Raw genomic sequence first — 19,855 nt, forward strand, 5'->3', positions numbered from 1 at the left:
GTGGCGCCGCCGGCGAAGGCCCCCGACGCCACGCCCGCCACCGACGTGCTCTCGCCGCTGCGCGGGCCCGCCGCCCGCGTGGTGGTGAACATGGAGGAGTCCCTCGAGGTCCCCACCGCGACGAGCGTGCGCGCGGTCCCGGCGAAGCTGCTGGTGGACAACCGCATCGTCATCAACAACCACCTCAAGCGGGCGCGCGGCGGCAAGGTCTCCTTCACGCACCTCATCGGCTACGCCCTCGTCGAGGCGCTGGGGCAGATGCCGTCGATGAACGCGGCCTACACCACCGACGCCAAGGGCAAGCCCGCCGTCCTGCAGCCGGCGCACGTCAACCTGGGCATCGCCATCGACCTGCCCAAGCCCGACGGCTCCCGCCAGCTCATGGTGCCGGCGGTCAAGGAGTGCGAGACCAAGGACTTCGCGGAGTTCTGGAGCGCCTACGAGGACGTCGTGCGCCGCGCGCGCGGCGGCAAGCTGAGCGCCGACGACTTCGCCGGCACCACGATCAGCCTCACCAACCCCGGCACGATCGGCACCGTGCACTCGGTGCCGCGGCTGGTCAAGGGCCAGGGCGCGATCATCGGCGTGGGCGCCATGGAGTACCCGGCGGAGTACCAGGGCGCCAGCGAGGAGACGCTGACCCGGCTGGCCGTCAGCAAGGTCATCACGCTCACCTCGACCTACGACCACCGCATCATCCAGGGCGCCGGCTCGGGCGAGTTCCTGCGGCTCGTGCACACCAAGCTGCTGGGCGAGGACGGGTTCTACGACCGCGTCTTCCGGGCGCTGCACATCCCGTACCAGCCGATCCGCTGGACGGCGGACATCTCGGTCTCGCACGACGACCAGATCAACAAGACCGCCCGCGTCGTCGAGCTCATCCACGCCTACCGGGTGCGCGGGCACCTCATGGCCGACACCGACCCGCTGGAGTACCGCCAGCGGGTGCACCCCGACCTCGAGGTCGAGTCGCACGGCCTGACGCTGTGGGACCTCGACCGCGAGTTCCCCACCGGCGGCTTCGGCGGCAAGGCGCACATGAAGCTGCGCGACGTCCTCGGCGTGCTGCGCGACTCCTACTGCCGCACCGTCGGCATCGAGTACATGCACATCCAGGACCCCGAGCAGCGCCGCTGGATCCAGGACCGGGTGGAGCGCCCCTACGCCAAGCCCAGCGCGGCCGAGCAGCTGCGCGTCCTGCGCCGGCTCAACGCCGCCGAGGCGTTCGAGACGTTCCTGCAGACCAAGTACGTCGGGCAGAAGCGCTTCTCGCTGGAGGGCGGGGAGTCCGTCATCCCGCTGCTGGACGCCCTGCTGTCGCGAGCGGCCACCACCGGCCTCGACGAGGTCTGCCTGGGCATGGCCCACCGCGGCCGCCTCAACGTCCTCACCAACATCGCCGGCAAGAGCTACTCGCAGGTCTTCCGCGAGTTCGAGGGCGTGCAGGACCCGCGCACCGTGCAGGGCTCCGGCGACGTGAAGTACCACCTGGGCACCGAGGGCACCTTCACCGGCGAGGACGGCGAGCGGACGAAGGTCTACGTCGCCGCCAACCCCTCGCACCTGGAGGCCGTGGACCCCGTACTGGAGGGCGTCGCGCGCGCCAAGCAGGACCGGATCAACATGGCGGGCAAGTCCTTCCCCGTCCTGCCCGTGCTGCTGCACGGCGACGCGGCGTTCGCCGGCCAGGGCGTGGTCGCCGAGACGCTGAACCTGTCGCAGCTGCGCGGCTACCGCACCGGCGGCACGATCCACGTGGTCATCAACAACCAGGTCGGGTTCACCACCGCCCCCGCCTCGGCGCGCTCGTCGGTGTACGCCACCGACGTCGGCCGCATGATCCAGGCGCCGATCTTCCACGTGAACGGCGACGACCCCGAGGCGTGCGTCCGCGTCGCGCAGCTGGCCTTCGAGTTCCGCCAGGCGTTCGACAAGGACGTCATCGTCGACATGGTCTGCTACCGCCGCCGCGGCCACAACGAGGGCGACGACCCGTCGATGACGCAGCCGCTGATGTACAACCTCATCGAGAAGAAGCGCAGCGTCCGCAAGAGCTACACCGAGCAGCTCATCGGCCGCGGCGACATCTCGGTGGAGGACGCCGAGGAGGCGCTGCGCGACTACTCCGCCCAGCTGGAGCGCGCCTTCGCCGAGACCAAGGAGTCGGGCAGGCACACCGACTCCGGTGACGGCGACAGCCGCGGCGGCCTGGAGCGCCCCTCCGCCCAGGAGGCCGACGACCAGGCGCCGCAGGGCGAGCGGCCCACGGCCGTGGACGCCGCCGTGCTCGAGCACATCGGCCGGGTGCAGGCGAACCCGCCGGAGGGCTTCACGGTGCACCCCAAGCTGCGCCAGCTGCTCGACAAGCGCGCGCAGATGTCGACCGAGGGCGGCATCGACTGGGGCTGGGGCGAGCTGCTGGCCTTCGGCTCGCTGCTCATGGAGGGCACCCCGATCCGGCTGGCGGGCCAGGACTCCCGCCGCGGCACGTTCGTCTCGCGCCACGCCGTGCTCACCGACCGCACCACCGGCGAGGAGTGGACCCCGCTGCTGCACCTGGGCCGCGAGGGCGCCGAGCAGGCGAAGTTCTGGATCTACGACTCGCTGCTCAGCGAGTACGCGGCCATGGGCTTCGAGTACGGCTACTCGGTGGAGCGCCCGGACGCCCTGGTGCTGTGGGAGGCGCAGTTCGGCGACTTCTTCAACGGCGCGCAGACGGTCATCGACGAGTTCATCGCCGCCGGCCAGCAGAAGTGGGGCCAGCGCTCGTCGGTGGTCCTGCTGCTGCCGCACGGCTACGAGGGCCAGGGCCCGGACCACTCCTCCGGGCGCATCGAGCGGTTCCTGCAGCTGTGCGCCGAGGACAACATGACGGTCGCGGTGCCCTCGACGCCGGCGAGCTACTTCCACCTGCTGCGCCGGCAGGCCTACGCCCGCCCGCGCAAGCCGCTCATCGTCTTCACCCCGAAGTCGATGCTGCGCCTGAAGGCCGCCCAGTCCGACGTCGCGGACTTCACCGCCGGCACCTTCGAGGAGGTCGTCGCCGACACCGCCGGCCTGGACGCCTCCGCGGTCACCCGGGTCCTGCTGTGCTCCGGCAAGGTCTACTGGGACCTCGTCGCCGAGCGCACCGCGCGCGGGGACACCTCGACCGCGATCGTGCGCGTGGAGCAGCTGGCCCCGCTGCCGGTGGAGCGGATCCTGGAGGTCGTGGGCGCCCACCCCGACGCCGAGCTGGTGTGGGTGCAGGAGGAGCCGGCCAACCAGGGCGGCTGGACCCACGTGGCGATGGGGCTCTTCGAGACCTGCCCGCGCCGGCTGCGCCTGGTCTCCCGCCCGGCCTCGGCCTCCCCGGCCGCCGGGTCGGCCAAGCGGCACCAGGCCGAGCAGCGCGCGATCGTCGAGGAGGCCTTCACGCGCTGACGACGCACCGCGCCCCCGGCGCCCCCGCCACCGCCCGGTGGCGGGGGCGCCGTCGTACGCTGTGCCCGACGAGCAGGAGGCGGGAGCCGAGGGCACTATCCTCGCTCGGGCACTCCCCCACCGATGACAGGAGCACCACGCCCGTGCGCGAGGACCAGCAGTGAACGGCCGCTACGACGTGCGGGTGTGCCTGGTCGGCGACGAGTTCGTCACCGGCGTCGGCGACCCGCGGGCGCTGGGCTGGGTGGGCCGCGTCTCGGCGCGCACCCCCCGCGAGGACCGCGACATCACCCTCTTCCCCCTCGGCGTGCCGGGCGAGACCACCACGGACCTCAACGCCCGCTGGCGCGAGGAGACCACCCGCCGCTTCGGCGGCGGCGACGAGCACCGCCTCGTCGTGGGCCTGGGCCACGCCGACCTCGACGCCGGCACCACGCTGGCGCGCAGCCGCCTCAACCTCGCCAACGTCCTCGACGAGTGCGAGGCCCGCGGCCTGCCCACCCTCGTGGTGGGTCCCACGCCGGTGTCCGACCCCGAGCGCAACGAGCGCATCGGCGACCTCGCCGACGCCTTCGCCGACGTGTGCGCCCGCCGCCGCATCGCCTACGTGGACACCTTCTCCCCGCTGGCCGAGCACGAGGACTGGTACGCCGACCTCGCGGCCTCCGACGGCGTGCACCCCGGCCAGGCCGGCTACGGGCTGCTGGCCTGGCTGGTGCTGCACAGCGGCTGGTACGACTGGCTGGGCGTCCCGCAGCCCTGAGCGCGCCTCACAGCACCCGGCGCCAGAAGCGCTCGGGGGCGTCGAGGAAGGAGCGCCACTCCCGCACGAGCCCCAGGTCCTCCCAGTCCACCGGGCGCACGCCGCGCTCGTCGAGCTGCAGCACGTGCGCGCCGGGCAGCGCCGTCAGCAGCGGCGAGTGCGTCGCGCACAGCACCTGGCGGCCCTCGGCGGCCGCGGCGGCCAGCGCGGCGGCCAGCAGCAGCTGGTTGCCGAACGAGAGCGCCGACTCCGGCTCGTCGAGCAGCAGCACCGAGGCCTCGCGCACCCACGGGCTGCGCAGCAGGACCTCGGTGAACCCCTCGCCGTGGCTGAGGCGGTGCAGCGGGTGCGGCGGCGGCTCCCCGCCCGTGCTCCCCGCGTCCTCCAGGTAGGTGTAGAAGCGGTGGGCGGTCTCGGCGCGCAGGAAGAACGCGGAGCGGCGCCGCCCCGCGGAGCGCACCACCCGCAGCCGCCCCGCCAGGCCCGAGCGGTCGGCGCCGCGACCGCGGTCGGCCCCGGCCAGGTGCGCGCCCGAGCCGCCCTCGGGGTGCAGGCCCAGCGCCTCGGCGACCGCCTCGACGATCGTGGACTTGCCGGTGCCGTTCTCCCCGACGAGGAAGGTCACCCCGGCCGGCAGGTCCAGGCCGTCGGTGAGCAGCTGGGCCACCGCGGGGATCGAGTCCGGCCACGCCGCGGGGTCGAGCGCGGCGTCCGGGTGGCGTTCCAGGCGGCGAACGGGTCGGTGCACGCCTCCGATGCTCCCGCGGGCGCCGTCGTGGTCCACCATGACCCGGTGCCCGCCCTGCTGCTCGGACCCCTGCTGCGCTTCGTCGACGCCACCCGCGCCACCGTCTGGGTCGAGCTCGACGCCCCCGGCGAGGTGCACGTCGACGTCCGGCTGCCCGGCGGCGGGGTCGTCAGCGGCAGCTCGCGCACCCTGGGCCTGCACGGGCACCACTACGCCCTCGTCGTCGTGGAGGGGCTGCCCAGCGGCCGGCGGCTGCCGTACACCGTGCGCGCCGGCAGCGGCGCCGGCGGCAGCGGCGCGGAGCGGGTGCTGTGGCCGCGGGCGGGCTCGCGCTGGCCGGCCAGCGAGATCCGCACCCCCGCCGACGGGGAGCCGCTGCGGCTGGCCTTCGGCTCCTGCCGGCGCGCCGGCGACGACGGGGCCGAGTCGACGGCCCTCGTCGGCGTCGACGCGCTGAGCGCGCTGGCGCACCGGATGGTCCACGGCGACCCCGAGCAGGCCTGGCCCGACCTCATGCTCTTCGCCGGCGACCAGGTCTACGCCGACGACCCCAACCCCGGCATCGTCGAGCGGCTGCGCGCGCGCAACGACGGCCGGGCCGAGGGGGCCCCGGAGGTGCGCGACGAGATCGGCGACTTCGAGGAGTACACCTGGCTCTACCACGAGACGTGGGGCCACGAGGCGGTCCGCTGGCTGCTGTCGACGGTGCCCACCTGCATGCTGCTCGACGACCACGACCTGCGCGACGACTGGAACACCTCGCAGGCCTGGCGCGAGCAGGTCAGCGCCCGGCCGTGGTGGCGCGACCGCGTCGCCGGCGCCTTCGCCAGCTACTGGGTCTACCAGCACCTGGGCAACCTCTCCCCCGACGAGCTGGCCGCCGACCCGCTGCTGGCGCGGCTGCGCGCGATCGAGGACGACGCCGAGCGCGACGCCGTCCTCGACGCGTTCGCCCAGCGCGCCGACGAGGACGCCACCAGCGCCCGCTGGAGCTTCTCGCGCGACCTGGGCGGCGTCCGGCTGGTGGCCGTGGACTCCCGCTGCGCGCGCCGCCTGGAGCCGGGCGGGCGGCGCATCACCGACGAGCGGGAGTGGGCGTGGGTGCGCGCGCAGGCCCTCGGCGACGACCGCGCCGAGCCCGCGCGGCACCTGCTGCTGGCCACCACGCTGCCGGCGTTCCTGCTGCACGGCATCCACCACGCCGAGGCCTTCGACGAGGCGGTGGCCGACGGCCGCTGGGGACCGCTGGCGGCCCGGCTGGCGGAGCGGCTGCGCCAGGCCGCCGACCTGGAGCACTGGGCGGCCTTCCACCGCTCCTTCCGCGACCTCGTCGGACTGCTCGGCGAGGTCGGGCGCTCCCCGCAGGCGCCGGCCAGCGTGCTGCTGCTCTCCGGCGACGTGCACTGCAGCTACACCGCGCGGGTGCGCCTGCCCGGGGTCGACCCGGCGCGCACCGCCGTGCACCAGCTCGTCATGTCGCCCTTCCGCAACCCGCTGCAGCGGGCGGTGAAGGCCGCCAACCGGGTGCTCGACAGCCGCCCGGTGCGGGCGCTGACGCGGGCCCTGGCGCTGGCGGCCGGGGTGCGCGAGCCGGCCGTGGCGTGGGCGGTGGAGCACGGGCCGTGGTTCGACAACGGGGTCATGACGGTCGTGCTGCAGCCCGACGGCACCGCGGCCCTGGAGGTGGACCACGCCACCACCCGCGGGCAGGCGCCCGCCCTGCGCCGGACCCTGGCCTCCTCGCTCACCGCGGCACCGGTGCGCGACCGCACGGGCGCCGCGGTCGTGTGACGACTGCGTCACGAACGGGATCGGGACCGGGCACGGTGCACAGCCCGGCCGCCGCGTGGGCCACACTGTGCACGCTCGACACCCGCCGACGGAGGTTCCCCGTGCTCTCTCGTACCACCCGCCGCGCGTCCCGCCGCTCGTTCCTGAGCGCCGCCGGCGCCCTCGCCGCCACCGGTCTGGCCCTGGCCGGCTGCGGTTCCGACTCCCTGTCCGGTGGCGCCTCCTCGACGGCGACGTCGTCGGCGAGCGGTTCCGCGTCGCCCACCGCCTCCACCAGCGCGGACCCCGCGCTGACGGCGATGCTGCCGCAGTCGGTGCGCGACTCCGGCGTGCTGCGCGTCGGCACGAACGCCGAGTACGCGCCCAACGAGTTCCTCGAGGGCGACACCGTCAAGGGCATGGACATCGACGTCATGGACGCCGTCGCCGCCAAGCTGGGGGTCCGGGCGGAGTACTCCAACGCCGGCTTCGACACGCTGCTCACCGGCGTGACGGGCAACCGCTACGACGTGGCGATCTCCTCGTTCACCATCAACGCCGAGCGCCTGGGCCAGGTGAACATGGTCCAGTACTTCAACGCCGGCACCCAGTGGGTCGTGGCGAAGGGCAACCCCGAGGGCGTCGACCCGGAGAACGCCTGCGGCAAGACCGTCGCCGTGCAGTCGGCCACCACCCAGAGCGACGACGACCTGCCCGCGCGCATCCAGGCCTGCACCGACGCGGGCCAGCCCGCCATCGAGGTGCTCGCCTTCGACAGCCAGGAGGACGCCACCACGGCCGTCGTCCAGGGCCGCGCGGTCGCCATGCTCGCCGACTCCCCCATCGCCGCCTACGCCGTCCAGCAGACCGGTGACGCGCTGGAGCTGGCCGGGGAGATCTACGACGCCGCCCCGTACGGCATCGTCGTGCCCAAGGAGCAGGCGCAGGAGGCCGAGGCGATCTCGCAGGCGCTGCAGCAGCTCGCCGACGAGGGCGCCTACACCGCGGCCCTGGCCACCTGGGGCGCCGAGGACGGTGCGGTCACGGAGTTCCCGGTCAACCCGGCGCTCTCGTGAGCGGTCCGCAGCCGCCGCGGGAGGCGGCCGGGGAGGTCGCGGAGCGCCCCGGCCGGATCGAGGCCGTCGAGGTGCGCCACCCGTGGCGCTGGGTCGCGGTGGCCGTCATCGCGGTGCTCGCGCTCATGCTCGCGCACCTGCTGGTCACCAACGACCAGTTCGACTGGGGCTTCACCCTGGAGGTGATGAACCAGAACATCGTCCTGCGCGGGCTGCTGGTGGGGACGCTGTTCACGACGGTGTGCGCCATGGCCATCGGCATCGTCGGCGGGGTGCTGCTGGCCGTGCTGCGGCTGTCGGACAACCCCGTCCTGGCCGGGGTGTCCTGGGCGTTCACCTGGTTCTTCCGCGCCGTGCCGCGCTACGTGCTGCTGTCGCTGACCGGTGGCCTCGGGGCGCTGTTCGCCACGGGGCTCTCGATCGGGGTGCCGTTCGACTTCCTGCTCACCCAGTGGTTCGGCACGCCGCAGCTGCGGCTGCTGAGCATCGACCAGCAGGCGCTGTACGCGCTCTTCGGCGGCGTGTTCGGCGGCATCGTCGGCCTGGGGCTGTCCGAGGCCGCCTACATGGCCGAGATCGCCCGCGCCGGGCTGCTGAGCGTGGACAAGGGCCAGCACGAGGCGGCCGAGGCGCTGGGGATGACCAAGCGGCTGGCGATGCGCCGGGTGGTGCTGCCGCAGGCGATGCGCGTCATCGTGCCGCCGACCGGCAACGAGGTGATCGCGATGCTCAAGGACACCTCGCTGCTCGTGGCGATCCCGGTGACGACCGAGCTGTTCTACCGGGTGTCGCAGATCAAGAACCAGACCTACGAGGTGATGGCCTCCAACATGGCGGCGGTCCTGTACTACCTCCTCGCCACCTCGCTGCTCATGGTCGGGCAGTACTTCCTGGAGCGCCGCTTCGGCCGCGGCTACGGCGCCTCGCCGCGCCGTCCCGCGGCGGCGGGCGTCTCCCTGGGCCCGGGGGGTGCGAAGTGAGCACGCCGGCGGGCGCGCCCGCGGACGCGCCGGCGACCCCGGTGGTGAGGGCCCGCAACGTCACCAAGGCCTTCGGGCACGTGGAGGTGCTCAAGGGCATCGACCTCGACGTGGCCGCCGGCGAGGTCGTCTGCCTGCTCGGCCCCTCCGGGTCCGGCAAGACGACGTTCCTGCGCTGCATCAACTCCCTGGAGCGCATCGACGGCGGCCGCATCTGGGTCGACGGCGAGCTCGTGGGCCTGGCCGAGCGCGGGGGCCGGCTGCACCGGCTGACCGACAAGCAGATCGCCGCCCAGCGCCGCGACATCGGCATGGTCTTCCAGCGCTTCAACCTCTTCCCGCACATGACCGCGCTGGAGAACGTCGTCGAGGCGCCGATCCGGGTCCGCGGCCTGCCCCGGGCGCAGGCCCACGAGCGCGCCCGCGCGCTGCTGGAGCGCGTCGGGCTGGCCGACCGCGCGGGCAACTACCCCGCGCAGCTGTCCGGCGGCCAGCAGCAGCGGGTGGCGATCGCGCGGGCGCTGGCGATGCAGCCCAAGCTCATGCTCTTCGACGAGCCGACGAGCGCGCTGGACCCGGAGCTGGTCGGCGAGGTGCTGTCGGTGATGCGCGAGCTCGCCGACGACGGCACGACGATGGTCGTCGTCACCCACGAGGTGGCCTTCGCCCGCGAGGTCGCCGACCAGGTCGTCTTCATGGACGGCGGCGTCGTCGTCGAGCGCGGCACCCCCGCGGAGGTCGTCGCGAACCCCCGCGAGGAGCGCACCCGCGCGTTCCTGGCCCGCGTGCGCGCGGGCGAGGCGGGCTGAGCGCACCCGCCCGGGTGCGGCCCCGCCGGCTCACCGCGGCGGGGCCAGCACCAGCTCCCCCGACACCGCGCGCGAGACGCAGGCCATGACCTGCGTGCGCCGCTGCTCGTCGGTGAGGACCAGGTCGCGGTGGTCGGCGTCCCCGGCCAGCAGCCGCAGCCGGCACGTGCCGCAGGTGCCCGACTCGCAGGAGGCCTCGACCCCGACGCCCGCCCGGCGCAGCGCCGACAGCAGCGAGGAGTCCGCGCCGACCTCCACCCGCGCCCCCGTCGGCTCCCACACGGCCGTGAAAGGGGTGCGCCGCCCGCCCAGCGGGTCGACCCCGGCGAAGTCCTCGACGTGCACGCGGCTGGGCCGCCAGTGCGCGGTGAGCGCCAGCACCTCCTCCACCAGGGCCGTCGGCCCGCAGCAGTAGACGCGGGCGTCGTCGTCGGGTTCGGCCAGCCACGGCCACAGGTCCAGGCGGCCGGAGACGGCCGAGTGGTGCACGAGGCTGCCGTCGGCGCCGGAGAACTCGTCGAGGAAGACGGTCTCCTCGCGATTGCGGGTCAGGTACAGCAGCTCCACGCGCGGGCCCGCGCCCGCGGCGGCCCGCTGGCGCAGCTCGGCCACCATCGCCCGCACCGGCGTGATGCCGATGCCGCCGGCGATGAACAGGTAGCGCCCGGCCCGCCGCAGCGCGAAGCCGTTGGCCGGGGCGCCCACCGCCAGCACGTCGCCGACCGCGACGTCGTCGTGCAGGCTCACCGACCCGCCGCGGCCCCCGGCGTCGCGGCGCACGCAGATCGCGTAGTGCTCCGGGCGCCGCGCACCGGGCTCGACGAGGCTGTAGCTGCGGCGCTGCCCCGAGGGGGTGGTCAGGCTCACGTGCGCGCCCGCGCGGTAGCCGGGCAGCGGCGCACCGGCCGGGTCGCGCAGCACGAGGCGCACGACGTCCGCGGTGAGCTCCTCGCGCTCGGCGACCAGCAGGTGCAGGTCCCCGGACGGCTCAGCGGGCACCGGCCACCGCCCGCGGCAGGCCCAGCGGGGCGCCGTCGGCCAGCGGGCCGCCCTCGAGCACCTCGGCGTACAGGCCCATGACCTCGTGGCCGTAGGTGCGCGCCAGCAGCTGCGGCACGGGCAGGTCGCGCCGGCCGGTGCCCGGCTGCACCTCGGTGGCCGCGCAGCGCACCGTCGGCTTCGCGCCCCGCAGCCGCACCCCGCCCAGGGTGAACTCGCGCCCCACCAGCTCGCTCTCGGCGAAGGGCTCCAGGCCCTCCAGGTGCACGTTGGCGCGGAAGCGCAGCGGGTCCACCTCGGCGCCGACCCGCCCGGCGAAGTCGCGCACGGAGGCCAGGTTCAGCAGCGAGACGAGCTCCATGTCGCGGTCGGAGGCGTGCGCGGTGTCGGTGAAGCGGCGCCCGGGGTCGCGGGCGAGGACCGGTTCCACGCCCGGCGGCAGGTCCAGGACGCGGGCGTAGAAGGCCAGCAGGTCGGCGCGGCCGGCCGCGCTCGACAGGTCGGCCACGAGCACCTCGTGCTCGCGCACCCGCACCGTCAGGACGTCGGTGGCGGCGTCGTGGGAGGTGCGCAGCGCCGCCAGCCGGGCCTCGGCGACGAGGACGAAGAACTCCTGCTTGGAGATGCCGTGCGCCAGCCCCGGTGCGTAGCGCCCGCCCGGGCGGGCCAGCGCGATCGTCCGGTCGTGCGGGAAGGCCCGCCCGGCGCTCAGCGCCACCTCGGCCAGCGGCTGCGGGCTCATGCCCTTGACCGGGTACAGGAACAGGCCCGCCACCCGCGGGGTCGAGCTGGTCACCCGCCGGAGGCTACCCGTGGCTCACGAGCCGGGCAGGTACAGGCAGAAGACGTGCCCGTCGGGGTCGGTCATCACCCGCACCCCCTCCTGCGGCTGGGAGGCGGCCACGGCCGCCCCGCCGGCGACGGCGTGCGCGACGGCGGCCTCCAGGTCGTCGACGCCGACGTCGAGGTGGGTCTGCATGCGCTGCTCACCGGGGCGCCCGGGCCAGACCGGGCGCACGTGCTCCTCCTCGCGCTGGAAGGACAGGCCGGCACCCCCGCGCGGGTCGCGCAGCTCGACCCAGTCCGGGCTCTCCTCCTCGGTCTCGAAGCCGAGCAGGTGGCGGTAGAAGGCGGCGAGGGCGATCGGGTCGGGGGTGTCGAGCACCGTCGCCGACAGCCGCGCCGCGGGGCGGGGGGCGTCCACGGCACCAGCGTGGCGCGCGACCCGCCGCCGCGCACCCCCCGGACTGGCCGCGCACGCTCGGTGATCGTAGATTCCCGGCCATGACGGTCGTCCCGCCCACCGCCGGTGAGAAGCCCAGCCTCGTGGCGAGCCTGCAGCGCCACCGCGAGGCGGTGCTGTGGAAGCTCGCGGACCTCGACGACGAGCAGCTGCGCCGCCACCTGACGGGTTCCGGCACCACCCTGCTGGGCACCGTCAAGCAGCTGGCGTCCGCGGAGTACACGTGGTTCTGCGCCACCTTCGGCCGCCCCAGCGAGCACATCCCCGCCGAGGCGTTCGCGGAGGACCCGCAGGCCGACCGGCGCATCCACCCCTGGGAGGGCACCGACGGCGTCCTGGCCTACTACGCGCGGGCCCGCGCCGCCGCCGACGAGGCCGTCCGGGAGCTGAAGATCGCCGAGCGCGGCACCACCCCGGACGGCACGGTCGTGACGCTGCGCTGGGCGCTGCTGCACGCGATCGAGGAGACCGCCCGCCACGCCGGCCGCCTGGACGTGCTGCGCGAGCTCGTCGACGGCCGCACCGGGGACCACCCGCCGGCCGGCTGAGGACCCGCGGCGCCCGCCCGGTGCCCGCCCGGGCCCCGGCGGCACCAGCTCCCGCGAGTTCGCCGCGGGAGCTGAAGTCGCGCGCCCCGGTGGCCGATGGAGCACCGTGGCCACCTCCCTGCGTCCCCGCACGCTGCGCTCGCAGCTGCTGCTGCCCGGTGTCGGCGCCGTCGTCGTCACGGCGGGCCTGCTCAGCGCGCTGAGCGCCTGGCAGGTCGGCGACCTCACCGACGACACCGCCGCGAACGTGCGCGCCATGTCCGAGCGGACCCTCGCCGACACCGGCGCCCAGGTCCAGACGACCGTGAGCACCCAGGCCGCCGCCGTGCAGGCCATGCTCGACTCCGACCTGCGCGTGACGAGCGACCGGCTCTCCCGGTTCGGCGCGCTCGGCCAGGACGCCACCCAGCCGGTGACGTGGAGCGCCACCAACCAGGTGACCAAGGACAAGAGCACCCTGACGCTGCCGCGGCTGCGGTTCGGCGACACCTGGCTCGGCCAGCAGGGCGACCCCGCGGCCGTCGTGCCCGGCATCGACGAGGCCGCGCAGCTGACCGGGGCGGCCACCACCGTCTTCCAGAAGATGCCCGACGGCAGCATGCTGCGGGTCGCCACCACCGTCGTGGGCGCCAGCGGCGCGCGCAACATCGGCACCTTCATCCCCGCCACCGGCGCCGACGGCACGCCGAACGCCGTCGTGAAGACCCTGCTGGCCGGGGAGACCTACCACGGCACCGCGACCGTCGCCGACCAGCCGTACGCCACCGTCTACGCCCCGCTGAAGGCCGGGGACGAGGTCGTCGGCGCCGTCTTCGTGGGGCTGCCGCAGGCCGACGTCACCGCGCCGCTGCGCACGGCGCTGGCCGGGTCCACCGTCGGCGAGGACGGCTACCTGGCCGTCTTCTCCAGCGCCGCCGGCTCCGAGGGCACCGCCGTCGTCGCCCCCGACGGCGGCACCGACGGCGAGGCCATGGCCGAGGCGCAGGACGCGCACGGCGAGGCCTACGTCCCGGCGCTGCTGGAGGCCGCGGCCGGCCTGGAGCCCGGCGGGTTCACCACGCGCACCGTGGAGCTGGGCTCCGGGCGCTACACCGTCGGCATCACGCGCTACCCCGCCTACGGCTGGGTCGTCACCAGCTGGCTGCCGCAGGCCGAGACCGCCGCCGTCTCCGACCACGTCGCCGAGGCCGGGGCGAGCCTGGTGCGCAACACCGTCGTCCTCGGCGCCGTCGTCGCGCTCGCCATGGCCGGCGTCATCGCCTTCCTCGCCCGCTCCCTGGTGCGCCGCATCGGCCGGCTCACCGCGGTGCTGCGCCGCGTCGCCGCCCGCGACCTGTCGGCCACCGTCCTGGCTCCCGGCGAGCAGCACGGCGACGACGAGCTGGGCGCCATGGGCCGCGCCCTCGACGAGGCCACCGCCGCCGTGCGCGAGGCCGTGACCGCGATGAGCAACGGCGCCGCCCGCGTCACCGGGGCCGCCGGCGCCCTCACCAGCGCCAGCGACCGCCTCTCCGGCGCCGCCGACAGCACCGCCACCGAGATCGCCCAGATCACCGGTGACGCCACCTCGGTCTCCGAGGGCGTGCACGAGGTCTCCGACGCCGTCGAGCAGCTGCGCGTCGCCGCCGACGAGGTGTCCGCGACGACCAGCAGCGTGACCCACGTGGCCGCGGAGGCCGTGCAGCTGGCGCAGACCGCCAGCGGCACCGTCGAGCGCCTCGGCGACAGCTCGCGGCAGATCGCCGACGTGCTGCGCACCATCACCGCGATCGCCGCCCAGACCAACCTGCTGGCGCTCAACGCGACCATCGAGGCCGCCCGCGCCGGGGAGGCCGGCGCCGGGTTCGCGGTCGTCGCCGAGGAGGTCAAGGAGCTCGCGCGCCAGACGGCGCAGGCCACCGAGGAGATCGCCCCGACGCTGACGGCCGTGCAGTCCGAGGCGGCCGCCGTGCGCGCCGACATCGCCCGCATCTCGGAGACGATCGCCGCCATCGACGAGCTGCAGTCCACCATCGCCGCCGCCGTGGCCGAGCAGCTGGCCACCACCACCTCGGTGAGCGGCACGCTGCACACCGCCGCCGGCCGCTCCTCGGGCATCGCCACCTCCCTGGCCGGCACCGCCGGCGCCGTCGAGGGCACGACGGCGGAGGTCGGCGCGGTGCGCAGCTCCGTCGGCGAGCTCGCCCAGGTCGCCGGCGCGCTGGACGCCGAGGTCCGCCAGTTCACCCTGCGCTGAGCGGGCCCCGGCGCCCGGGGGTCAGGGGCTGACGCGCTGGTGGCGGGAGGGGACGAAGCGGCGCTGCAGCTCCAGGGTGACGGCGTAGCCGTAGACCGTCAGCGCGGTGAACACCCACAGCCACAGGCACGCGGCGACGGCACCGCCGACCTGGGTGTAGCCGCCGAACGGCGCCCCGAGGTCGACCGGGATCGCCAGGAAGAGCACGAAGCCCTGCAGGAAGCCCGAGACGAAGGCGCCGGTGGCGTAGCCGCCCCACAGCGCCGCCTTCCAGCCCGGCCGCACCGGGCCCAGGACCCGGTACACGTAGACGAGCACCGGGCTCACGACGAGCCAGTCGACGTTGAGCGCGACGTAGACGGCCAGCGCGGAGTCGGTCACCTCGCCGCTGCCGAAGGAGCGGGCCAGGTAGGGCGCGACCTCCAGCACCGCCAGGAAGCCCACCGGTGCCAGCAGCAGCAGCGGCAGCGCGCGCAGGCGCACCTTCCAGGCCCCGGTGCGCCCCCGCACGGCCGGCGGCGTCGCCGCCGGGGCGCGCACGCTGACGCGGGCGAAGCCGCGGCGCAGCCCCTCCCCGTAGACCGTGGCGGGCACCAGCGCGATGAGGACGGCCACCCAGCTGACCTCCGTGGCGGTGGCGACGAGGCCGTGCACGACCGCGCCCGCCCCCTGCGCCGAGGGCAGGGCGCTGCCGACGGCCTCGCCGAGGGCGACGACGCGCTCGCGCCCCACGAGCAGCGTCAGCAGGCGCACGGCCACCACGAGGGAGGGCACGAGCGCGATGGCGGCGTAGAACGTCACCCCCGCGGAGACGAGGGAGAGGTCGTGGCCGGCCAGCCGGGTGCGCACGTCGCCGAAGAGGGCGCGCAGCCAGCGCACGCGGGGGCTGTCGCGGACGGCGCGGCGCAGGTCGGAGGAGCTCACGCGCCGGCCGGCACCAGCCGCACCGCTTCGGGCGCCCGGGCTCCCCGGTACGCGCGGCGGTAGCTCGTCGGCGTGGTGCCCACCAGGCGCAGGAAGTGCTGGCGCAGCGTCGCCGCCGAGCCGAAGCCGCAGCGGCGGGCCACCTCGTCGACGCTCTCGTCGCCCTCCTCCAGCAGCAGGCGGGCGGCGGCCACGCGCTGCTCCAGCAGCCACCGGTGCGGGGTGACGCCCGTCTCGGCGCGGAAGCGGCGCGCGAAGGTGCGCGCGGACATCGCCGCCTGGCGGGCCCACGCGCTGACGTCCACGTCGGAGTCCAGGTGGGCCGAGGCCCACTCCAGCGCGCGCTGCAGGGACTCGTCCGCGCACGGGCGCACGGGCGCCTCGACGTACTGCGCCTGCCCGCCGTCGCGGTGCGGCGGGACGACCATGCGGCGGGCGATGGCGGTGGCGACGGCGCTGCCGTGGTGGCGGCGGACCAGGTGCAGCGAGAGGTCGATGCCGGCGGCCGTCCCGGCGCTGGTGGCCAGCTGGCCGTCCTCGACGTACAGGACGTCGGGGACGACCTGCACGAGCGGGAAGCGGCGGGCCAGCTCGGCGGCGTGCTTGTAGTGCGTCGTCGCCCGGTGGCCGTCGAGCAGGCCGGCGTGGGCCAGGGTGAAGGCGGCGCTGCAGAAGCTGGCCACGGTCGCGCCCCGCTCCAGCGCGGCGTGCAGCCGCTCGGTCAGCTCGGGGCTCGAGGGGCCGAGGTTGAGCCTGCTCGGCGTGACGATCACCAGGTCCGCGCTCTCGAGGCGGTCGAAGCGGTGGTCGGCGGTCAGGCTGAAGCCCTGCTGGGTGCGCACCGGGCCGGCGTGCTCGGTGCAGACGGCGAAGTCGAAGCGCGGCACCCCCTCCTCGCGGCGGTCGATGCCGAAGACCTCGCACGCCACCGAGAACTCGAAGGCGGAGAAGGCGTCGCCGACCACCACCGCCACGTCGCGCAACCGCCCGGGGGCGCTCTGCCTGCTCACGCGGCGCAGTCTGCCAGCACCGCGCGCAGTTGGCAGGATCTGGACGAACATCGGCAGAGCTGCCACTCGGCGGCGCGCCCGGGGGCGAGCACGCTGGCCGCATGACCTCGACGGACCTCGGAGCGCTCGCCGTGCTCGCAGCGCTCCTGCTCCTGGCCCTCACCGCGTGGCGGTGGGGTGCCGACACCCGCGCCTCGGGGGGCTGGGACGACCCCCGCTTCACCGACTTCCCGCACGGCGCCGACCGCCGGTGAGGCCCGCGCCCGCGGCGCCGGCGGGCGGGGCTCAGACGACCAGGCCGAGCCGGCGCAGCTCCACGGCCAGGTCGTGCGGGCTGGAGGCCGCCTGCTGCGCGTCCTCCAGCGTCACGACCCCGTCGCGCACCAGCGCCACGAGGTGCTGGTCGAACGTCTGCATCTGGTAGTAGCCGCCCTCGCGGATGAGGTCGGTGATGTGGTTGGTCTTGTCCGGGTCGGCGATGGCGTCGGCGACCCGGCCGGTGTTGACGCAGATCTCCATGACCACGCACCGGCCCTGGCCGTCGGCGCGGGGCACCAGGCGCTGGCAGACGATGCCGCGCAGGGAACCGGCCAGCGCGAGGCGGACCTGCTTCTGCTCGTGCGGGGGGAAGAAGTCGATGATGCGCGAGATCGTCTCCGCGGCGTCGATGGTGTGCAGCGTCGACATCACGAAGTGACCCGTCTCGGCCGCCGACAGGGCCGCCTTCACCGTCTCCTGGTCGCGCATCTCGCCGACGAGGATGACGTCGGGGTCCTGGCGCATCGCCGCGCGCAGCGCCGTCGTGAAGTCGGCGGTGTCCAGCCGCACCTCGCGCTGGCTGATCATCGAGCGGTTGTCGGTGTGCAGGACCTCGATGGGGTCCTCGATGGTGACGATGTGGCTCTCGCGCACGGTGTTGATGTGGTCGATCATCCCGGCCAGCGTGGTCGTCTTGCCCGAGCCGGTGGGGCCGGTGACCAGCAGCAGGCCGCGGTGCTCCAGCGCCAGCGCCTCGATGACCGGCGGCACGCCGAGGCCGGCCAGCGGCACCGCCTGCGCGGCGACGCGGCGCAGGACCATGCCGACCGAGCCGCGCTGGCGGAAGGCGTTGACGCGGAAGCGCCCGGCGCCGCCGGGCAGGCTGTAGGCGAAGTCGGCCTCGTGGGTGCGGGCGAACTCCTCGACGAGGTCCGCGCGGATGATCTCCTCGAGCATGCGCTCGGTGACGTCCGCGGTGAGCGCCGGCGCCTGCAGCGAGCGCAGCCGCCCGTCGATGCGGATGCGCGGCGGCGAGCCCGCCTTGCAGTGCAGGTCGGAGCCGCGCAGGTCCACGAGCGCGCGCAGGTACGGGGTGATGAGCGGCTCGACCGGCGCCGCGCGGCGCCCCTCGGCCCCCGGCGCGGGGCCCGGCGCCGACCCGTGCCCCCGCAGCTGGCCACCCTCGGTGATCGTCACCCCTGCGGCATCGGGGTGCGCCCCCTCGACCTTGAGCACCCCTCACCCCGTGGGAGCATGGACGGCGAGCACGGCCCGGAGCGCGAGCGCCGAGGGCACCGCACGAGCAGACAGGAGCAGCGCATGAGCAAGCGAGGCCGCAAGCGCCGTTCGCGCAAGGGCAGCGCCGCCAACCACGGCAACCGCCCCAACGCCTGAACGCGCAGCGCGCAGGACGACGAAGGCCCCGGACCACGCAGGTCCGGGGCCTTCGCCGTCGCCGCCCACCGGTCGGTGCCGGCCGTCGGCGGCGCAGGGGTCAGCCGGCGCTGACGCTGACCTCGGTGATCTGCACGAGGATGCGTGCGCGCAGCTGCTCGGGCGCGGACTCGCACGGGCAGCCGTCGCGGATGGCCCGCTTGAGCTTCTCGTCCTCGGCCAGCTGCGCCAGGCAGCTCGCGCACTCCTCGAGGTGGGCCTGCAGCTTGGCGCAGTCCAGCTCGGCCATCTCCCCGTCGAGGTACTCGAACGCACGCTCGAGCACCTCGCGGCACTGCTCGTCGGACCCGCTCACGACGCCCCCTCCGTCTCGCGCACGGCACCGGACACGCCGCGGTCGACGGCGTAGTCGCGCAGGAGCTCGCGGAGCTGCCGGCGCCCCCGGTGCAGGCGGGACATGACCGTCCCGATGGGGGTGCCCATGATCTCGGCGATCTCCTTGTAGGCGAAGCCCTCGACGTCCGCGAGGTACACCGCCATCCGGAAGTCCTCCGGCACCTGCTGCAGGGCCCGCTTGACGTCGGAGTCCGGCAGGTGCTCCAGCGCCTCGGTCTCCGCCGAGCGCAGGCCCTGGGAGGAGTGCGACTCCGCGCGCGCCAGCTGCCAGTCCTCGATCTCGTCCGAGTGCGACTGCTGGGGCTCGCGCTGCTTCTTGCGGTAGGTGTTGATGTACGTGTTCGTCAGGATGCGGTACAGCCACGCCTTGAGGTTCGTGCCCGGGGCGTACTGGTGGAACGCCGCGTACGCCTTGGCGAAGGCGTCCTGGACGAGGTCCTCCGCGTCGGAGGGGTTGCGCGTCATGCGCAGGGCCGCCGAGTAGAGCTGGTCGAGGAACGGCAGGGCGTCGCGCTCGAAGCGCGCCGCGCGTTCGTCGGCGCTCTCCTCCGAGGGGGCCCGCTGCGTCTGTTCGGTCATCGCGCTCGAGCCTAGGCCCTGCGCGGGATCGGCGCTCGCAGCGCGTCCCCGCGGGGACCTGCGGTCGTCGCGGCGACCGGGCGGCCCGACGGAGCGGCGGGCGCCCGCCGCGCGTCGCGGCTCGGTACCCGCACCGGGTGCGTGAGCGAGGAGCATGACCACCAGAACGCCACCCCGCCGGTCGCCATTCCACCGCCCGCCGCCCTGCCGCCGGGCCCGCGGCCGGGCCCGCCGCTAGGCCCCCAGCAGCTCTCCGGTGCGCAGGTCGACCACGCCCTCCAGCTCCGAGGGCGGCACCGGCTCCAGCAGGTCGGGGCGGTGGTTGCGCACGTCGCCGACCTCGCGCGAGACGGGGTGGGCCTCCAGCGCCCCGCCGAGGAAGAGGTCGCGCGGCACGGCGCCGAGGAGCGCCCGCACGTCGTCGGCCTCGTCCAGGGAGGGGTCCAGCCACGCGTCGCGCAGGTCCCGGGGCACCACCAGCGGCATCCGCTCGTGCAGGCGGTCCAGGCCCGGCTCGGCGGCCGTGGTGACCACGGCGAAGCTCACCAGCCAGCGCGCGGGGTCGTCCTCGGCCCGGGTGGCGTCCTTCCAGAACTCGTAGACCCCCGCCAGCGACAGCACCGAGCCGTCGGCGGCGCCGACCGCGAACGGCTGCTTGCGCGCGGCGCCCCCGCGGCCCGCCCTGCCGCCCCCCGTCC

20 protein-coding genes are annotated in these 19,855 nt (G+C 75.1%); 10 read left to right on the forward strand and 10 right to left on the reverse strand.

Features of this window, described 5'->3' with window-relative positions; genetic code table 11:
• Both GTQ99_RS07090 and GTQ99_RS07095 read left to right on the forward strand, forming a co-directional pair.
• Positions 1-3,423 (forward strand): multifunctional oxoglutarate decarboxylase/oxoglutarate dehydrogenase thiamine pyrophosphate-binding subunit/dihydrolipoyllysine-residue succinyltransferase subunit (locus GTQ99_RS07090; protein ID WP_166615042.1); only part of this gene is annotated, 3,423 nt, incomplete at its 5' end.
• 160 nt (positions 3,424-3,583) lie between these two features.
• Positions 3,584-4,186, forward strand: coding sequence for a GDSL-type esterase/lipase family protein (locus GTQ99_RS07095; RefSeq protein WP_166615043.1), 603 nt, complete (start codon positions 3,584-3,586; stop codon positions 4,184-4,186).
• Between the two features lie 7 nt (positions 4,187-4,193).
• Here GTQ99_RS07095 and GTQ99_RS07100 read toward each other — a convergent pair whose 3' ends face one another.
• Entirely contained in the window at positions 4,194-4,934 is a 741-nt protein-coding gene (locus tag GTQ99_RS07100; protein ID WP_338074782.1) for an AAA family ATPase, read from the reverse strand.
• Between the two features lie 45 nt (positions 4,935-4,979).
• Between GTQ99_RS07100 and GTQ99_RS07105 the strand changes: the two genes are divergently transcribed.
• The 4 genes from GTQ99_RS07105 (at position 4,980) to GTQ99_RS07120 (ending at position 9,569) form a co-directional block, all read left to right on the forward strand.
• Positions 4,980-6,725: a DUF7800 domain-containing protein gene (locus tag GTQ99_RS07105; RefSeq protein ID WP_166615045.1), complete on the forward strand. Its 1,746-nt coding sequence runs from the start codon at positions 4,980-4,982 to the stop codon at positions 6,723-6,725.
• A 101-nt stretch (positions 6,726-6,826) separates the two neighbouring features.
• Positions 6,827-7,780, forward strand: a complete 954-nt coding sequence (locus GTQ99_RS07110) for a transporter substrate-binding domain-containing protein (RefSeq protein WP_166615046.1) — start codon at positions 6,827-6,829, stop codon at positions 7,778-7,780.
• Complete coding sequence (locus GTQ99_RS07115) at positions 7,777-8,760, forward strand: amino acid ABC transporter permease (RefSeq protein ID WP_338074783.1); 984 nt, start codon at positions 7,777-7,779, stop codon at positions 8,758-8,760. Before GTQ99_RS07110 ends, GTQ99_RS07115 begins: the two co-directional genes overlap by 4 nt.
• Positions 8,757-9,569 (forward strand): amino acid ABC transporter ATP-binding protein, encoded by an 813-nt coding sequence (locus GTQ99_RS07120; protein ID WP_338074784.1) that lies wholly within the window; start codon positions 8,757-8,759, stop codon positions 9,567-9,569. The genes GTQ99_RS07115 and GTQ99_RS07120 overlap by 4 nt, the downstream gene beginning before the upstream one ends.
• A 30-nt stretch (positions 9,570-9,599) precedes the next feature.
• Here GTQ99_RS07120 and GTQ99_RS26690 read toward each other — a convergent pair whose 3' ends face one another.
• Genes GTQ99_RS26690 through GTQ99_RS07135 form a run of 3 tightly spaced genes read right to left on the reverse strand, consistent with a single transcriptional unit; the run spans position 9,600 to position 11,772 of the window.
• A complete protein-coding gene (locus tag GTQ99_RS26690; protein ID WP_166615047.1) occupies positions 9,600-10,568 on the reverse strand; it encodes a 2Fe-2S iron-sulfur cluster-binding protein in 969 nt (322 codons plus the stop codon).
• Positions 10,558-11,364 carry an MOSC domain-containing protein gene (locus GTQ99_RS07130; protein WP_166615048.1) on the reverse strand — a complete coding sequence of 269 codons (807 nt, stop codon included), beginning with the start codon at positions 11,362-11,364 and terminating at the stop codon, positions 10,558-10,560. The genes GTQ99_RS26690 and GTQ99_RS07130 overlap by 11 nt, the downstream gene beginning before the upstream one ends.
• Before the next feature lie 21 nt (positions 11,365-11,385).
• Positions 11,386-11,772, reverse strand: coding sequence for a VOC family protein (locus tag GTQ99_RS07135; RefSeq protein ID WP_166615049.1), 387 nt, complete (start codon positions 11,770-11,772; stop codon positions 11,386-11,388).
• 80 nt (positions 11,773-11,852) lie between these two features.
• On the opposite strand from GTQ99_RS07135, the gene GTQ99_RS07140 reads away from it, so the two are divergent.
• The gene (locus tag GTQ99_RS07140) at positions 11,853-12,359 is read left to right on the forward strand and encodes a DinB family protein (protein WP_166615050.1); all 507 of its coding nucleotides are present in this window, start codon (positions 11,853-11,855) and stop codon (positions 12,357-12,359) included.
• Between the two features lie 106 nt (positions 12,360-12,465).
• A complete protein-coding gene (locus GTQ99_RS07145) occupies positions 12,466-14,595 on the forward strand; it encodes a Cache 3/Cache 2 fusion domain-containing protein (protein ID WP_166615051.1) in 2,130 nt (709 codons plus the stop codon).
• A gap of 21 nt (positions 14,596-14,616) precedes the next feature.
• On the opposite strand, the gene GTQ99_RS07150 is transcribed toward GTQ99_RS07145, so the two are convergent.
• On the reverse strand, positions 14,617-15,519 hold the full coding sequence (locus tag GTQ99_RS07150) for a YhjD/YihY/BrkB family envelope integrity protein (RefSeq protein WP_205706963.1): 903 nt from the start codon (positions 15,517-15,519) through the stop codon (positions 14,617-14,619).
• Positions 15,516-16,529, reverse strand: coding sequence for a GlxA family transcriptional regulator (locus tag GTQ99_RS07155; RefSeq protein WP_338074785.1), 1,014 nt, complete (start codon positions 16,527-16,529; stop codon positions 15,516-15,518). The genes GTQ99_RS07150 and GTQ99_RS07155 overlap by 4 nt, the downstream gene beginning before the upstream one ends.
• Before the next feature lie 101 nt (positions 16,530-16,630).
• Between GTQ99_RS07155 and GTQ99_RS07160 the strand changes: the two genes are divergently transcribed.
• The gene (locus GTQ99_RS07160; protein ID WP_166615053.1) at positions 16,631-16,783 is read left to right on the forward strand and encodes a hypothetical protein; all 153 of its coding nucleotides are present in this window, start codon (positions 16,631-16,633) and stop codon (positions 16,781-16,783) included.
• 31 nt (positions 16,784-16,814) lie between these two features.
• Here the strand turns inward: GTQ99_RS07160 and GTQ99_RS07165 are convergent, their stop codons facing one another.
• On the reverse strand, positions 16,815-17,984 hold the full coding sequence (locus GTQ99_RS07165) for a PilT/PilU family type 4a pilus ATPase (RefSeq protein ID WP_205706964.1): 1,170 nt from the start codon (positions 17,982-17,984) through the stop codon (positions 16,815-16,817).
• A gap of 123 nt (positions 17,985-18,107) precedes the next feature.
• On the opposite strand from GTQ99_RS07165, the gene GTQ99_RS27480 reads away from it, so the two are divergent.
• A complete protein-coding gene (locus GTQ99_RS27480; RefSeq protein WP_155859599.1) occupies positions 18,108-18,182 on the forward strand; it encodes a 50S ribosomal protein bL37 in 75 nt (24 codons plus the stop codon).
• Between the two features lie 100 nt (positions 18,183-18,282).
• On the opposite strand, the gene rsrA is transcribed toward GTQ99_RS27480, so the two are convergent.
• The 3 genes from rsrA to GTQ99_RS07180 all read right to left on the reverse strand — a co-directional run.
• A complete protein-coding gene (gene rsrA, locus GTQ99_RS07170) occupies positions 18,283-18,537 on the reverse strand; it encodes a mycothiol system anti-sigma-R factor (protein WP_166615054.1) in 255 nt (84 codons plus the stop codon).
• Positions 18,534-19,313 carry a sigma-70 family RNA polymerase sigma factor gene (locus GTQ99_RS07175; protein WP_420814521.1) on the reverse strand — a complete coding sequence of 260 codons (780 nt, stop codon included), beginning with the start codon at positions 19,311-19,313 and terminating at the stop codon, positions 18,534-18,536. Before GTQ99_RS07175 ends, rsrA begins: the two co-directional genes overlap by 4 nt.
• 78 nt (positions 19,314-19,391) lie before the next feature.
• Positions 19,392-19,855: SOS response-associated peptidase (locus tag GTQ99_RS07180; RefSeq protein WP_166615056.1), on the reverse strand; the 464-nt coding region annotated here is incomplete at its 5' end.

The organism is Kineococcus vitellinus (assembly GCF_009906315.1).
In the GTDB taxonomy this organism is placed as follows: Bacteria; Actinomycetota; Actinomycetes; order Actinomycetales; family Kineococcaceae; genus Kineococcus; species Kineococcus vitellinus.

Bases quoted from the DNA above. Each gene is read 5' to 3' on its own strand.
- GTQ99_RS07140 (WP_166615050.1), top strand. From the start codon at position 11,853: ATGACGGTCGTCCCGCCCACCGCCGGTGAGAAGCCCAGCCTCGTGGCG.
- GTQ99_RS07160 (WP_166615053.1), top strand. From the start codon at position 16,631: ATGACCTCGACGGACCTCGGAGCGCTCGCCGTGCTCGCAGCGCTCCTG.
- GTQ99_RS07175 (WP_420814521.1), bottom strand. From the start codon at position 19,313: ATGCTCCTCGCTCACGCACCCGGTGCGGGTACCGAGCCGCGACGCGCG.